This is a genomic window from Acidovorax sp. 107 (assembly GCF_003058055.1).
GTDB lineage: Bacteria > Pseudomonadota > Gammaproteobacteria > Burkholderiales > Burkholderiaceae_C > Acidovorax.
This window is the reverse complement of sequence record NZ_QBTZ01000001.1, coordinates 3732462-3747484: the sequence shown is the minus strand read 5'-3', so window position 1 is coordinate 3747484 and position 15023 is coordinate 3732462. Positions and strand designations below refer to the sequence as shown.

The window sequence follows — 15023 nt, the reverse complement described above, 5'->3', positions numbered from 1 at the left end:
CAACACATTCATCCAAAGGAGACATCCATGAAGCTTTCGAAAATCGTGATCGCCGCTGCGGTGGTTGCTGCCGGTGCCTCGTCCATCGCGACGAGCGCCTTCGCACAAGCCAAGGAGCAGTTCTTCCCGCTGCTGTCGTACCGCACGGGTCCGTACGCACCCAACGGTGTGCCATGGGCCAACGGCAAGCAGGACTACATCAAGATGATCAACGCCCGCGACGGCGGCATCAATGGGGTGAAGCTCACTTTTGAAGAATGCGAAACGGGCTACGCCACCGACCGGGGCGTGGAGTGCTACGAGCGCCTGAAGAGCCGTCCCGGCGTCTCGCTGTTCGACCCCCAGGCCACCGGCATCACGTTTGCGCTGACCGAGAAGGCCCCCGTGGACAAGATCCCGCTGATGACGCTGGGCTATGGCCTGTCGGTGGCGCAGGACGGCCAGGCGTTCAAGTGGAACTTCCCCTTCATGGGCAGCTACTGGACCGGTGCCGACATCCTGATCCAGCACATCGGCAAGGCCAATGGCGGCCTGGACAAGCTCAAGGGCAAGAAGATCGCGCTGGTGTACCACGACAGCCCGTTCGGCAAGGAGCCTATCCCGCTGCTGCAGGAGCGCGCCAAGATGCACGGCTTTGAGCTGCAGATGCTGCCCGTGACCGCACCTGGCGTGGAACAAAAGGCCACCTGGCTGCAAGTGCGCCAGAGCCGTCCCGACTACGTGCTGCTGTGGGGCTGGGGCGTGATGAACTCCACCGCCCTGAAGGAAGCCCAGGCCACTGGCTACCCCCGCGACAAAATGTACGGCGTGTGGTGGGCAGGTGCCGAACCCGATGTGCGTGACGTGGGCGAAGGCGCCAAGGGCTACAACGCGCTGGCGCTGAACACCTCGGGCCAGCAGCCCAAGGTGATCCAGGACATCCTGAAGAACGTGCACGACAAGGGCCAGGGCACGGGTCCCAAGGACGAAGTGGGCTCGGTGCTGTACACGCGCGGCGTGATCATCCAGATGCTGGCCGTCGAGTCGGTGCGCCGCGCACAGGAGCGCTTTGGCAAGGGCAAGGTCATGACCGGCGAACAAGTGCGCTGGGGCATGGAAAACCTGGCCCTGGACCAGAAGAAGCTGGACGCGCTGGGCTTTGGCGGCGTGATGCGTCCGCTGTCCACCAGCTGCGCCGACCACATGGGCTCCACCTGGGCGCGCGTGCACACCTGGGACGGCGGCAAGTGGAACTTCTCGTCGGACTGGTACCAGGCCGATGAGCAGATCCTGAAGCCCATGATCAAGGCGGGTGCGGACAAGTACCTGGCCGACAAGAAGATGACACGCCGCGAAGCAGCGGACTGCCAGTCTTGAGCTCATCCCCCTGAGCGGCTGCGCCGCTTCCCCCTTCTCTCTTAGCGCTTCGCGCTGCGGGAAGGGGGACGCCACCGGTGCGGCGGGGCGGCCCTTGCACGGTGGCACTGGTATTTCAGGCTGCGACCGTTTCAACGGCCAGTGATTCGCGGTTGCGCTCTCGGGAGCAGCCGCCAATCCAAAGGGTTGACCCACAGCCTTTTGGATTGGTACAGGAAGGCAAGACCATGGACTCCAACAGCAACATCGTTCTCAACGTCAACGGCATCGAAGTCATCTACAACCACGTGATCCTCGTGCTCAAGGGCGTCTCGCTGCAGGTGCGCGAGGGCTCTATCGTGGCCATCCTGGGGGGGAACGGGGCGGGCAAGACGACAACCTTGCGCGCTATCTCCAACCTGCTGCAGGGCGAGCGGGGCGAGGTGACCAAGGGCAGCATCGAGCTGCGCGGCGAACGCATCGAAAACCTCTCGCCCGCCGACTTGGTGCAGCGCGGTGTGGTGCAGGTGATGGAGGGGCGGCACTGCTTTGCCCACCTGACCATCGAAGAGAACCTGATGACGGGCAGCTACACCCGCACCAGCAAGGCCGAGATCGCGGCCAACCTGGAGAAGGTCTACAACTACTTTCCACGCCTCAAGACCCGCCGCACCTCACAGGCGGCCTACACATCGGGCGGCGAGCAGCAGATGTGCGCCATCGGCCGCGCACTCATGGCCAACCCGAGCATGGTGCTGCTGGACGAACCCTCCATGGGCCTGGCGCCACAGATCGTGGAAGAAGTGTTCAACATCGTGAAGGACCTGAACACCAAGGAGAAGGTGACCTTCTTGCTGGCCGAGCAGAACACCAACATGGCCCTGAAGTATTCGGACTACGGCTACATCATGGAAAGCGGCCGCGTGGTGATGGACGGCGCTGCCAGCGACCTGGCCAACAACGAGGACGTCAAGGAGTTCTACCTGGGCGTGGGCGGCGGCGAGCGCAAGAGCTTCAAGGATGTCAAAAGCTACAAGCGGCGCAAGCGCTGGTTGGCCTGACATGCCCCCTGTGGCGCTGCGCGCCTTCCCCCTCAGGGGGACGCACCCGGTGGCCTGGCAAAGCCAGTTCCACGGGTGCGCTGGTGGGGTAGCGCGGGCGACCAAGGCCGTGTTCTTTTTCAGATCTCCAAAGAAATCACTCTCAATTTCATAGCTGCTTACGCTTGATGGAAAAGCGCTAAAGGCATATTTCACTCAAACAACCTCACAAGGAAACCCAGGCATGAGCACGTTCTATGACGCCCTGGAAACCCGCAGCCCCGCAGAGCGCGAAGCGGCCCTGATGGCCGCGCTGCCGCAGCAGATCGCCCATGCCCAGAAGGCGTCGCCGGCCTTTGCCAGCATCCTGGCGGGCGTGGACGCATCGACCGTCACCAGCCGCGCGGCGCTGGCGCAGCTGCCGGTCACGCGCAAGTACGAGTTGCTGGAGCGCCAGCAGGCGGGCCGCGCCAGCAACGTGTTTGGCGGCTTCAGCGCGCTGGGCTTTGGGCCCGGCATGACGCGCGTGTTTGCCAGCCCCGGCACCATCTACGAGCCCGAGGGCACGCGGCGCGACTACTGGCGCATGGCGCGTGCGATCCACGCGGCTGGCTTTCGCAGCGGAGAGCTGATCCACAACAGCTTCAGCTACCACTTCGTACCCGCAGGCTCGATGATGGAAACCGGCGCGCACGCGCTGGGCTGCACCGTGTTCCCCGGCGGCACGGGGCAGACCGAGCAGCAGGTGCAGGCTATGGCGGAGCTGCAACCTGCGGGCTACATCGGCACGCCCAGTTTCCTCAAGATCATCGTCGAGAAAGCGGCCGAGATGGGCGTGGCGCTGCCCACCGTGACCAAGGCGCTGCTCTCGGCCGAGGCCTTTCCGCCGTCGCTGCGCGACTGGTTCGCCGAGCGAGGCATCGCGGGCTACCAGTGCTATGCCACCGCTGACCTGGGCCTGATCGCCTACGAAACCTCGGCGCGCGAGGGCCTGGTACTGGACGAAGGCGTGATCGTCGAGATCGTGCGCCCCGGCACCGGTGACCCGGTGCCCGAGGGCGAGGTGGGCGAGCTGGTCATCACCACGCTCAACCCCGACTACCCGCTGGTCCGCTTTGGCACCGGCGACCTGTCCGCCGTGCTGCCCGGCCAGTGCCCCACCGGCCGCACCAACACCCGCATCAAGGGCTGGATGGGCCGGGCCGACCAGACCACCAAGGTGCGCGGCATGTTCGTGCACCCCGGCCAGGTGGCCGCCATTGCGCGGCGCTTTCCGCAGGTGCTGCGCGCACGCCTGGTGGTCAGCGGCGAGATGGCCAACGACCAGATGGTGCTGCAGGTCGAGACCACCGAGACTGCCGCAGGCTTGGCCCACCAGCTCAGCGATGCCATCCGCGAAGTGACCAAGCTGCGCGGCGAGGTGCAGATGCTGCCCCCGGGCGCCCTGCCCAACGATGGCAAGGTCATCGAAGACGCACGCAGCTACAAGTAAGCAGCCTCTTGGAACGTGTTTGCGATCTCGGATCGTGAACACGTTCTCAGGGCCCACCACGGTGCGGCACGGGTCCGCGCGGTGATGGGCCCTGCGTGCAACACACCCCAAAGAGGTGCGCACACAACATTCGATGCAGTGGTGCACCGAGGTTTGCGGCAGCGCAAGAAATGCAGGTTTGGTCACCGCGCCCGTCGCAGTGTTTACCCTAGTAAAGCTACTTTATTGATAGCAATACAACCAATAATCATGGGCGCTACAAGGCTCTTTTTCTTAAAGACCATGCTGACCGTGTGCTACGTACTATCCGCAATGCTCCTGAAAATGCCCCTCGCTATCATGGCCCGTCATTTACAGGAGCACCCATGAAAACAACGCTGAAACTCGCCCTCGTCGCTGCCGCTGCAGTGGCCGCCTTTGGCGCCCACGCGCAGGACTTCCCCGCCAAGGACAAGACGATCACACTCGTGGTGCCCTTTGCGGCTGGCGGTCCTACTGATCGCGTGGCCCGCGACCTGGCCGAAGCGCTGCGCAAGCCGCTGGGCACCGTGGTGGTGGACAACACCGCCGGTGCAGGCAGCTCCATCGGTGCCGCCCGCGTGGCCCGCGCCAACCCGGACGGCTACACGCTGCTGCTCAACCACATCGGCATGTCCACCATGCCCGCGCTGTACCGCAAGCTGTCGTTCAGCGTACCGAACGACTTTGAATACCTGGGCATGGTCAACGAAGTGCCCATGACGCTGATCGCTCGCCCCAGCATGCCTGCCAACAACTTCAAGGAGTTGACCGCCTGGATCCAGCAGAACAAGGGCAAAATCAACCTGGGCAACGCCGGGCTGGGCGCGGCGTCGCACCTGTGCGGCCTGATGTTCAAGTCTGCGCTGCACACCGATATGACGGATGTGCCTTACAAGGGCACGGCCCCTGCCATCACCGACCTGATCGGTGGCCAGATCGACCTGCTGTGCGACCAGACCACCAACACCACCAGCCAGATCGAAGGCAAGAAGGTCAAGGCCTACGCGGTGACCACCGCCAAGCGCCTTACGACCCCTGCGCTCAAGGACCTGCCCACCCTGGCCGAATCGGGTCTGAAGGACTTCAATGTGAGCATCTGGCATGGCCTGTATGCCCCCAAGGGCACGCCAGCCGACGTACAAAAGAAGATCAACGACGCCCTCAAGGTCGCGCTGAAGGACCCTGAGTTCATCAAGAAGCAGGAAGCCCTGGGCGCCGTGGTCATCACCGACAAGCGCATCGAAGGCCCCGAACACAAGAAGTTTGTGGCCGCCGAGATCGACAAGTGGGGCGCCGTCATCAAGGCCGCAGGCACCTACGCGGACTGATCCTCCCGCAACCGGCAGGGGCCTGAACGCAGCCCTGCCAGCCCCCTCTCCAAAGCCGCCGCGTCGCACGACGCGTTGCGGCTTTTTTCATGGGCGTGTAGTGGTCTGTTGATCGGACTGTGCGCGCGAGATTGCACGCCGCAGATGTCCTGCGCCACCAGGATTGGGGTTATCCATCTGCCCCCACTGCGACAACGCGCGTAGAACCCCAGCAGACCTTTCTCTTCTCCCCGACATCAAGGACCGATCCCCATGGCACGCACTCCCCTCCACGCCCCCACTCGCTCACCCCGCTCATCGGATGCCGCAGCCGCTGCGCACCCACTCCGCGCGCGTCGTCGCCAGGTGATGGTCCTGGCCGCCAGCGCCGTTGCGCTGGCCTGCGCGGCGGCGCTGCTGCCCACCATGGCGCGCGCCCAGGGGGCATGGCCCACCAAGCCCGTGCGCATCGTGGTGCCCTTTGCGCCCGGCGGCACGACCGACATCCTGGCCCGCGCCATGGCGCCCGAGCTGTCCAAGGCCTTCGGCCAGCAGTTCATTGTGGACAACCGCGCAGGCGCGGGTGGCAACGTGGGTGCCGAGATCGTGGCCAAGTCACCCGGCGACGGCTACACCCTGCTGATGGGCACCGTGGGCACCCACGGCATCAACCGCGCGCTGTACGCCAAGCTGCCCTACGATCCCATCAAGGACTTTGTGCCCATCACCATGGTGGCGGCCGTGCCCAATGTGATGGTGATGAACGCCGACAAGGCCAAGGCCCAGGGCATTCACAACGTGCAGGATTTCATCCGCGTGGCCAAGGCCAACCCCGGCAAGATGAACATGGCCTCCAGCGGCAACGGCACATCGATCCATCTGGCCGGCGAGCTGTTCAAGAGCATGACCGGCACCTTCATGCTGCACCTGCCCTACCGCGGCTCCGGCCCAGCACTGATGGACATGGTGGCGGGCAACGCGGACGTGATGTTCGACAACCTGCCCTCGTCCATGGCGCAGATCAAAGCCGGCAAACTCACCGCACTGGCCGTGACGAGCTCCGAGCGCTCGGGCGCTCTGCCCGATGTGCCCACGGTCGAGCAAGCGGGAGGCCCCACGCTCAAAGGCTACGAGGCCAGTTCCTGGTTCGGCCTGCTGGCACCTGCAGGCACGCCTGCCGACATCGTCAACCGCATCCAGCAAGAAGTCGCCAAGTCACTGGCCACACCCGCCATGAAGGAGCGGCTGCTGGCCCAGGGTGCCATCCCTGGCGGCAATACCCCGGCCGAATTTGCCAAGCACATCGACAACGAGCACAAGAAGTGGGCGCAGGTGGTGAAAACGTCGGGGGCGAAGGTGGATTGATGGCTCCGGGATGCCCGGCCACCAGCGCATCCGTTGTCGACCGGGGGGCCGGGCTTGTGAGAAGGCTCCGCGGCCGCTGCGGGACGGTGCCAAGAACCTCCTCGTGCCCCGAGTGCATGCGCTCAGGTCATCCGCTCACACACCCCACACCACATCCACATCGGCCGCAGCACTGCGCCGGAGCATCTCGATGAACGGCGCTGCGCGCTGGTGCAGGCGTACGACATCATTGCGCTCCTCGGTCGCAGCCTCATCGTTTTCCTGGGCTTCGGGCTGGGTGTCGTCCGCAAGCACGGCTGCCTCCAGTGCGGCAATGGCGGCCGGGATCTGCGCTGCGGTCACGATGCCGCTGGTACCGGGTGTCTTGCCGATGATGGTCACGATCTGGCGCCCCTGGGGCTCGAGCATGATCAGGTCGGCAGTGGCGCGGGATTTGAACTTGTAGAGCATGGTGAAAGGCTTCACGGAAGGTGTTTCGGGGTCCGCATACATGTAGTCGCGGGCGAACGGATAGCTCGATTGTGCGCCGGGCAAGGGCCCCCGGGCCGTGTTGCCGTCCGGCTTGATCGCCAGCATCTGGTGCAGCGCCATCCAGCCACGTTCAAACCCCAGGGCGCTGCCCGCCAGGTACAGGCGGTACGCACGCAGGACCTTATCACCCCGCTCGGCACCGCCTTGTGCGGCCAGCACCTCACGGGCTGCAGGCAATTGGGCTTCCAGGCCGTCGGACCACGCCCACAGCGTGCGCGCGTAGTGGGGGCGCAGATTCTCGGTGTCCACCATCTCCAGGCCTGCAAGCGCCATGTCGTGCTGCACGGCGCTCACATGCAGCAGCTCTCCGCCCGGGAAGATGTACTGCTCGATGAAGTCGCCCATGCCTGCACCCAGCTGCGCGTTGTCCACCCCCCCGGCCGTGATGCCGTGGTTCAGTACCAGCCCCCCCGGCCGCAGCAAGCGCGCCACGGTGTCGAAATAACGACCCATCTGCGCACGGCCCACGTGCTCGAACATGCCCACCGAGGCGATCTTGTCGAAAGGTTGATCCACCCGCAGCTCGCGGTAGTCCACCAGCTGTACGCGCACGCGGCCTTGAAGGCCGCGCTCGTCAATCAGCCGCTGCACATGCGCGTGCTGGTTGCGCGACAGCGTGATGCCCGTGGCATCCACGCCATAGTGCTCGGCAGCCCACAACAGCAGACCGCCCCAGCCCGCGCCGATGTCCAGAAATCGCTCGCCGGGCGCCAGCAGCAGCTTGCGGCAGATGAGGTCGAGTTTGGCCTCCTGCGCCTGGGCCAGCGTCAGGCCGGGTGACCGGTAGTAGGCACACGAATAAACGCGGCGAGGGTCCAGCCACAGCGCGTAGAAGTCGTCCGACAGGTCGTAATGGAACTGCACCTGCCGGGCGTCATGCACCAACGTGTGCGCTGCCATAGACCGCGCTCTCGCGAGCACCCGCGGCCACCAGCCATGGTGCTCGTCCCGGGCCGGGTCGCGCGTGAGCAGGCCCGCGGCGGCGGCCATCAGGTCGCGCATGCCGCCTTCGAGCGCTATTCGCCCCTCAACGATGGCTGCGCCCACGTTGCCGATCTCGCCCGTAGCCAGCGCCACCAGGGCCATGCGGTCACGAAAGCGCAGGGTCACCGCCGGGTCGGACGCGCCCAGTTGCTGGCCCGCCGGTAGCTGGACCGCCATGGGCACTGGCAAGGTTGCCAGCCGCCCCTCCAGGGTGTGCAGCAAGTGCTTCATGCCAGGATTCTTGAAGTGATGCTGCAACGCGTCAATACGCCGCCCGGCTTTTTAGAAGCTGTCCTACAGAGGCAGCACGCTTTAGCAGCAGGGGGGAACCCCATTGACAGCAATTTGTTTAGGCCTAAACTATTTTGGCATGAACATCCTCTGCATTGGCGGCGGGCCCGCCGGTCTCTATTTCGCTCTGCTCATGAAGCAGCAGAACCCCGCGCACCGCGTGACCGTGGTCGAGCGCAACCGGCCGTTCGACACCTTCGGCTGGGGCGTGGTGCTGTCGGACCAGACGCTGGCCAACCTGCAGGCAGCCGACGCCCCCACGGCGGCGCTCATCGGCGATGCGTTCAACCACTGGGACGACATCGAGGTGTTCTTCAAGGGCCGCAGCGTGCGCTCCACGGGCCACGGCTTTTGCGGCATCGGGCGCAAGCGGTTGCTCAACATCCTGCAGGACCGTTGTCTGGAGCTGGGCGTGGAGCTGGTGTTCGAGATCGACGTGGCCGACGACCAGGCGCTCGCCGCCCAGTACAACGCCGACCTGGTGATAGCCAGCGATGGCCTCAACAGCCGCATCCGCACCCGATACGCCCGCGTTTACCAGCCGGACATCGACCTGCGCGAATGCCGTTTTGTCTGGCTGGGCACGCACAAAAAGCTCGACGCATTTACGTTTGCCTTCGAGCAAACGGAGCATGGCTGGTTCCAGGCGCACGCCTACCAGTTCGACGCCGACACATCCACCTTCATCATCGAGACGCCCGAGGCCGTGTGGAAGGCCCATGGCCTGGACGCCATGGAGCAGCCTGAGGCGATTGCATTTTGCGAAAAGCTCTTCGCGAAGTACCTGGACGGTAACGCGCTCATCAGCAATGCCACCCACCTGCGCGGCTCGGCCAACTGGATCCGTTTTCCGCGCGTGATCTGCAACACCTGGGTGCACCGCGAAGCCATCGGCGGCAAGCAGGTGCCCATCGTGCTGATGGGTGATGCGGCGCACACGGCGCACTTCTCCATCGGCAGCGGCACCAAACTGGCGCTCGAAGACGCCATCGACCTCGCCAACGAGTTCGCCACCGGCCTGCCCATCGATGAGGTGCTGCAGCACTACGAGGCACGCCGCAGTGTGGAGGTGCTCAAGATCCAGAACGCTGCGCGCAACAGCACCGAGTGGTTTGAAAACGTGGCGCGCTACACCGGCATGCCCATCGAGCAGTTCACGTATTCACTGCTCACGCGCAGCCAGCGCATCAGCCACGAAAACCTGCGGCTGCGCGATGCGGCTTGGCTCGAGGGCTATGAGGCCTGGCTCGCAGGCGGCAAGGCGGCGATTCCGCCCATGCTCACGCCTTTCACCCTGAAAGACCTCTCGCTCAAGAACCGCATCGTTGTCTCCCCCATGGCGACTTACAGCGCGGTCGAGGGCGTGCCGCAGGACTTCCACCTCGTGCACCTCGGCGCCCGCGCCCTGGGCGGCGCCGCGCTGGTGATGGTGGAGATGACCAGCCCCACGCCCGAGGGCCGCATCACGCCCGCCTGCCCCGGCCTGTGGAACGATGCGCAGCAAGCCGCCTTCGCGCGCATCGTCAACTTTGTGCACGGCAGCAGCACGGCCAAGATCGGCCTGCAGCTAGGCCATAGCGGCCCCAAGGGCTCCACGCGCGTGGGCTGGGAAGGCACGGACGAGCCGCTGGAGACCGGCAACTGGCCCCTGCTGGCCGCCAGCCCCATCGCGTACGGCCCACAGAACCAGACGCCTGCCGCCATGACCCGCGCCGACATGGACCGCGTGACCGCCGCGTTTGTGGACAGCGCTCGCCGGGCCGTGGCCTGCGGCTTTGACTGGCTGGAGTTGCACTGCGCGCACGGCTACCTGCTGGCCAGCTTTTTGAGTCCCGCCACCAACCAGCGCACGGACGAATACGGCGGCAGCCTGGACAACCGCTGCCGCTACCCGCTCGAAGTGTTGACCGCGCTGCGCGCCGTATGGCCGGCCGACAAGCCGCTGAGTGTGCGCATCTCGGCACACGACTGGCTCCCAGATGGCAACACCGCCGACGACGCGATCGCCATCGCGCGCTTGTTCAAGGCCGCAGGCGTGGACCTGATCGACGTCTCCTCCGGCCAGACCACGCGCGAATCGCGCCCGATCTATGGCCGCATGTACCAGACGCCGTTTGCCGACCGCATCCGCAACGAAGTGGGCATTGCCACCATGGCCGTGGGCGCGATCACCGAGGCCGACCACGCCAACAGCATCGTCGCGGCCGGGCGCGCGGACCTGTGCGCCATCGCCCGCCCCCACCTGGCCGACCCAGCCTGGACGCTACATGCCGCCGCGCAACTGAGCCCCGTGGCCGCAGCGCACACCGACTGGCCGGTGCAATATCACAGCGGCCGCGACCAGATGCTGCGCGAGATTGCCAAGCAAAAGCAGATGGCCGCGCCGGCCGCACCGGCGCAAGAATCCAGCAAACCCGCAGCCATCGAGTAAACCACCATGGACCTCGAAGCCCGCCTGCACGGCACCGCCCCCAGCGAACACCCCGAGGCCCTGCGCCTGTGGCTGCGCCTGCTCACCTGCACCCAGCTCATCGAAAAGCAGGTGCGCAGCCACTTGCGCGCGCAATTCGACACCACCTTGCCACGCTTTGACCTGATGGCGCAGCTGGAGCGCGCGCCCGATGGCATGAAGATGAAAGAACTCTCGCGCCGCATGATGGTGACGAGCGGCAACATCACCGGCATCACCGACCAGCTCGTCGCCGAAGGCCTGGTCGAGCGCATGGACGTGGAGGGCGACCGCCGTGCGTACCTGGTGCGACTCACGCCCCAAGGCCGCGAGCAGTTCAACACCATGGCCCGCCAGCACGAGCAATGGATCGTCGAGGCCTTCGCCACGCTGGGCGAGCGCGACATCGCCACCTTGTACCGCCTGCTGGGCAAGGTCAAAGAACACACACAAAACAACTCTTTGGAGACAGCCGAATGAAGCACTACATCGGGGCGAGCAACCCCATGCGCGAGCAGTTCAACCCGCAGGCCAGCTACGTGGCCGAGCACTTCGCATGGAGCTTTGCCGAGGGCGTGGGCACCGTCACGCTGAACCGGCCGGACCGCAAGAACCCGCTCACCTTCCAGAGCTATTCGGAGCTGCGCGACTTCTTCTACGCGCTGCGGTTCGCCACCGACGTGAAGGCCATCGTGGTCACAGGCGCGGGTGGCAACTTCTGCTCGGGCGGCGACGTGCACGAGATCATCGGCCCGCTGACCACCATGACCATGCCCGAGCTGCTGGAGTTCACGCGCATGACCGGTGATCTGGTGAAGGCCATGCGCGCCTGCCCGCAGCCGGTGCTGGGCGCCATCGACGGCATCTGCGCCGGTGCGGGCGCGATGATGGCGCTGGCCTGCGACATGCGCTACGGCACCGAGGCCACCAAGACTGCGTTTCTGTTCACCCGCGTGGGCTTGGCAGGCGCCGACATGGGCGCTTGCGCGCTGCTGCCCCGCATGATCGGCCAGGGCCGCGCCAGCGAACTGCTGTTCACCGGCCGCGCGATGACCGCACACGAAGGCCTGGCCTGGGGCTTCTTCAACGACCTGTACGAAAGCGCCGACCTGCTGGCCAACGTGCAGGCCACGGCGCGCGCGCTGGCCGACGGCCCCACCTTTGCCCACGGCATGACCAAGACCATGCTCAGTCAGGAGTGGAGCATGACCATCGAACAGGCCATCGAGGCCGAGGCCCAGGCCCAGGCCATCTGCATGCAGACCGAAGACTTCCGCCGCGCCTACGAAGCCTTCGCCGCCAAGCAAAAGCCCGTGTTCCAAGGAGATTGAACCCATGCACGTCGCCACGCCCCCCGCCCCTTGCCCACCCTCCACGGCGCACCTGGCCCTGCCCTTTTTTGACAACGCCCACCGCGCACTGGCCGAGGGCCTGGTGCCCTGGGCGGCCGCGCAGGAGGTCGATGAAACCGACGACCGCGCCGCCTGCCGCGACTGGGTGAAGCGCCTGGGCGCGGGCGGCTGGCTGCGCTACTGCGTGCCGGCAGCGCACGGCGGCGCGCTGCCCGCGCTCGACTCGCGCGCGCTGGTGCTGCTGCGCGAAACGCTGGCCTACCACTCGCCGCTGGCCGACTTTGCGTTTGCGATGCAGGGCCTGGGCAGCGGCGCGATCACGCTGGCGGGCAGCCCCGCGCAGCAGGCGCACTACCTGCAAGGTGTGGCGCGCGGCGAGCTGATTGCGGCGTTTGCGCTGAGCGAGCCCGAGGCGGGCTCGGATGTGGGCGCTATGCAAACCATAGCTGTCGGCACAGATTCGACTAGCACCACAGGCACTTATTGCTTGAACGGCACCAAAACCTGGATCAGCAACGGCGGCATTGCCGACTTTTACTGCGTGTTCGCCAAGACCAACCCCAGCGGTGGCACGCGCGGCATCAGCGCCTTCATCGTCGATGCGAACGCGCCGGGCCTGGACACCTCGCGCCACATCCATGTGATGGCGCCGCACCCGCTGGCGACGCTGCAGTTCACCAACTGCAACGTGCCTGCCGCGACGCTGCTGGGTGAAGAAAACGGCGGCTTCAAGCTGGCCATGCGCACGCTCGACATCTTCCGCGCATCGGTCGCCGCCGCCGCGCTGGGCATGGCGCGCCGCGCGCTGGCCGAGGCGGTGCACCACGCGCGCCAGCGCCGCATGTTCGGTCAGACGCTGGCGGACTTCCAGCTCACGCAGGCCAAGATCGGCGAGATGGCCGCGCTGGTAGACAGCGCCGCGCTGCTCACCTACCGCGCGGCCTGGCTGCGCGACACCGGCCAGGCCCGCGTCACCGCAGAAGCAGCCATGGCCAAGATGACCGCCACCGAAAATGCCCAACGCGTGATCGACATGGCGCTGCAACTGCACGGCGGGCGCGGCGTGGAGGTAGGCAGCAAGGTCGAGTCACTGTACCGCGACATCCGCTCGCTGCGCATCTACGAAGGCGCTACCGAGGTGCAACAACTCATCATCGGCAAGGCCGTTCTGCAGGAGTGATGCCATGAAAGCCTCTTTCAAACCTTCCGCCCAGCCCGACCACTTTGTGCACGACCGCCTGCCGACACCCGAGGCCTGGCCCACGCTGCGCTACGACCTGCCGGAGCTACAGATCGCCAACCAGGCCAACCTGGTGCAGGCGCTGTTCGACCAGGCGGAGCGCGCTGGCCACATCGACCGCCCCTTGCTGCGCGGCCCGCATCGCACGTACACCTACCGCGACGCGCGCACCGAGGCCGCGCGCATTGCCGAGGTGCTGACGCAAGACCATGGCCTGGTGCCCGGCAACCGCGTGCTGCTGCGCGGTGGCAACACGGTGGAGATGGCGCTGGCCTGGCTGGGCACGGTCTACGCCGGTCTGATTGCGGTGGCCACCATGCCCCTGCTGCGCGCAGTGGAGCTGGGCAGCATCATCGAGCGCGCACAGCCCACGCTGGCGCTGTGCGATGGCCGCCTGCTGGCGGAGCTGCAAACGGCACAAACCCAGCACCCGGTGCTGACCACCATCGTGCCCTTTCACACCGCGCCCGATGCGGCCGACCTGCTCCAGCGCGCACAGGCCAAGCCCGGCACCGCGCGACCCTGCCCGACGGCGGCGGACGACATCGCGCTGATGGCGTTCACTTCGGGCACCACAGGCGCCCCCAAGGCGGCCGTGCACACGCACCGCGATGTGCTGGCGGGCTGCGAGGCCTGGCCGCGCCATGTGCTGCGCGCCACGCCCGACGACATCGTGGCGGGCTCGCCGCCGCTGGCGTTCACGTTTGGCCTGGGGGGGTTGCTCGTGTTTCCGATGTGGGCCGGGGCCAGCGTGTACTTTCCGGACCAGCCCTACACCCCGGAAACCATGGTGCGGCTGATGCGCGAAGCGGGCGTGACCATCTGCTACACCGCGCCCACGTTCTACCGGCAGATGGCGCCTTTTGCCAAGCAGATCGGTCTGCCCCAGCTGCGCACCAGCGTGAGCGCGGGCGAAGGCCTGCCGGACGCCACACGCCAGCTGTGGAAGGAGGCGACCGGCCTGGACATGACGGACGGCATTGGCGCCACCGAGATGTTCCACATCTTCATCTCCTCGCCCGGCGGTGAGAGCCGGCGCGGCGCCATCGGCAAGGTGGTGCCCGGCTACACCGCGAAGGTGGTGGACGACAACGGCAACGAGCTGCCGCGCGGCACCGTGGGCAAGCTCGCGGTGATCGGCCCCACGGGCTGCAAGTACCTCGACGACCCCCGCCAAGCCAAGTACGTGAAGGACGGCTGGAACTACCCCGGCGATGCGTTCACGCAAGACGCCGACGGCTACTTCTTCTACCAAGCGCGCGACGACGACATGATCATCACCGCCGGGTACAACGTGGGCGGCCCCGAGGTGGAAGACGCCCTGCTGCGCCATCCGGCCGTGGCCGAGTGCGGCGTGATCGGCGTACCCGACGAGGAGCGCGGCATGGTGGTCAAGGCCATCTGCGTCTTGAAGCCCGGGCACACTGGCGACGCCGCCATGGTCAAGACCCTGCAGGACCACGTGAAGGCCACCATCGCCCCGTTCAAATACCCACGCGTGGTGGAGTTTGTGACCGCACTGCCCCGCACCGAAACCGGCAAGCTGCAGCGCTTCAAGCTGCGCCAGGGTGCGGGCACCTCGCCATCGCCCTCCTCCACAAAAACAACGACATGAC

At 66.1% G+C, this 15023-nt stretch carries 11 protein-coding genes and 1 pseudogene; 10 read left to right on the top strand and 2 right to left on the bottom strand.

The window, feature by feature from the left end:
* The first annotated feature begins 27 nt into the window (after nt 1-27).
* The 5 genes from C8C99_RS17480 (at nt 28) to C8C99_RS17460 (ending at nt 6560) form a co-directional block, all read left to right on the top strand.
* Entirely contained in the window at nt 28-1356 is a 1329-nt protein-coding gene (locus tag C8C99_RS17480; RefSeq protein WP_108626428.1) for an ABC transporter substrate-binding protein, read from the top strand.
* Nucleotides 1357-1583: 227 nt separating this feature from the next.
* Entirely contained in the window at nt 1584-2396 is an 813-nt protein-coding gene (locus tag C8C99_RS17475; RefSeq protein ID WP_015012347.1) for an ABC transporter ATP-binding protein, read from the top strand.
* Between the two features lie 223 nt (nt 2397-2619).
* Complete coding sequence (locus C8C99_RS17470) at nt 2620-3867, top strand: phenylacetate--CoA ligase family protein (RefSeq protein ID WP_056647444.1); 1248 nt, start codon at nt 2620-2622, stop codon at nt 3865-3867.
* Between the two features lie 365 nt (nt 3868-4232).
* The gene (locus tag C8C99_RS17465) at nt 4233-5216 is read left to right on the top strand and encodes a tripartite tricarboxylate transporter substrate-binding protein (RefSeq protein ID WP_056647447.1); all 984 of its coding nucleotides are present in this window, start codon (nt 4233-4235) and stop codon (nt 5214-5216) included.
* Nucleotides 5217-5564: 348 nt separating this feature from the next.
* A complete protein-coding gene (locus tag C8C99_RS17460; RefSeq protein ID WP_199226529.1) occupies nt 5565-6560 on the top strand; it encodes a tripartite tricarboxylate transporter substrate binding protein in 996 nt (331 codons plus the stop codon).
* A 135-nt stretch (nt 6561-6695) separates the two neighbouring features.
* Here the strand turns inward: C8C99_RS17460 and C8C99_RS24235 are convergent, their stop codons facing one another.
* Both C8C99_RS24235 and C8C99_RS17455 read right to left on the bottom strand, forming a co-directional pair.
* Nucleotides 6696-6968, bottom strand: coding sequence for a DUF1840 family protein (locus C8C99_RS24235; RefSeq protein ID WP_233247390.1), 273 nt, complete (start codon nt 6966-6968; stop codon nt 6696-6698).
* 2 nt (nt 6969-6970) lie between these two features.
* A pseudogene (locus C8C99_RS17455) lies at nt 6971-8306 on the bottom strand (class I SAM-dependent methyltransferase).
* Between the two features lie 139 nt (nt 8307-8445).
* On the opposite strand from C8C99_RS17455, the gene C8C99_RS17450 reads away from it, so the two are divergent.
* Genes C8C99_RS17450 through C8C99_RS17430 form a run of 5 tightly spaced genes read left to right on the top strand, consistent with a single transcriptional unit; the run spans nt 8446 to nt 15022 of the window.
* Nucleotides 8446-10797: a bifunctional salicylyl-CoA 5-hydroxylase/oxidoreductase gene (locus C8C99_RS17450; RefSeq protein ID WP_108626427.1), complete on the top strand. Its 2352-nt coding sequence runs from the start codon at nt 8446-8448 to the stop codon at nt 10795-10797.
* 6 nt (nt 10798-10803) lie between these two features.
* The gene (locus C8C99_RS17445; RefSeq protein ID WP_056647459.1) at nt 10804-11295 is read left to right on the top strand and encodes a MarR family winged helix-turn-helix transcriptional regulator; all 492 of its coding nucleotides are present in this window, start codon (nt 10804-10806) and stop codon (nt 11293-11295) included.
* Complete coding sequence (locus tag C8C99_RS17440) at nt 11292-12146, top strand: enoyl-CoA hydratase family protein (RefSeq protein WP_056647462.1); 855 nt, start codon at nt 11292-11294, stop codon at nt 12144-12146. The genes C8C99_RS17445 and C8C99_RS17440 overlap by 4 nt, the downstream gene beginning before the upstream one ends.
* A 4-nt stretch (nt 12147-12150) precedes the next feature.
* Complete coding sequence (locus tag C8C99_RS17435) at nt 12151-13347, top strand: acyl-CoA dehydrogenase family protein (RefSeq protein WP_056647465.1); 1197 nt, start codon at nt 12151-12153, stop codon at nt 13345-13347.
* 4 nt (nt 13348-13351) lie between these two features.
* A complete protein-coding gene (locus C8C99_RS17430; RefSeq protein ID WP_056647468.1) occupies nt 13352-15022 on the top strand; it encodes an AMP-binding protein in 1671 nt (556 codons plus the stop codon).
* The last annotated feature ends 1 nt before the right edge of the window (nt 15023 follow it).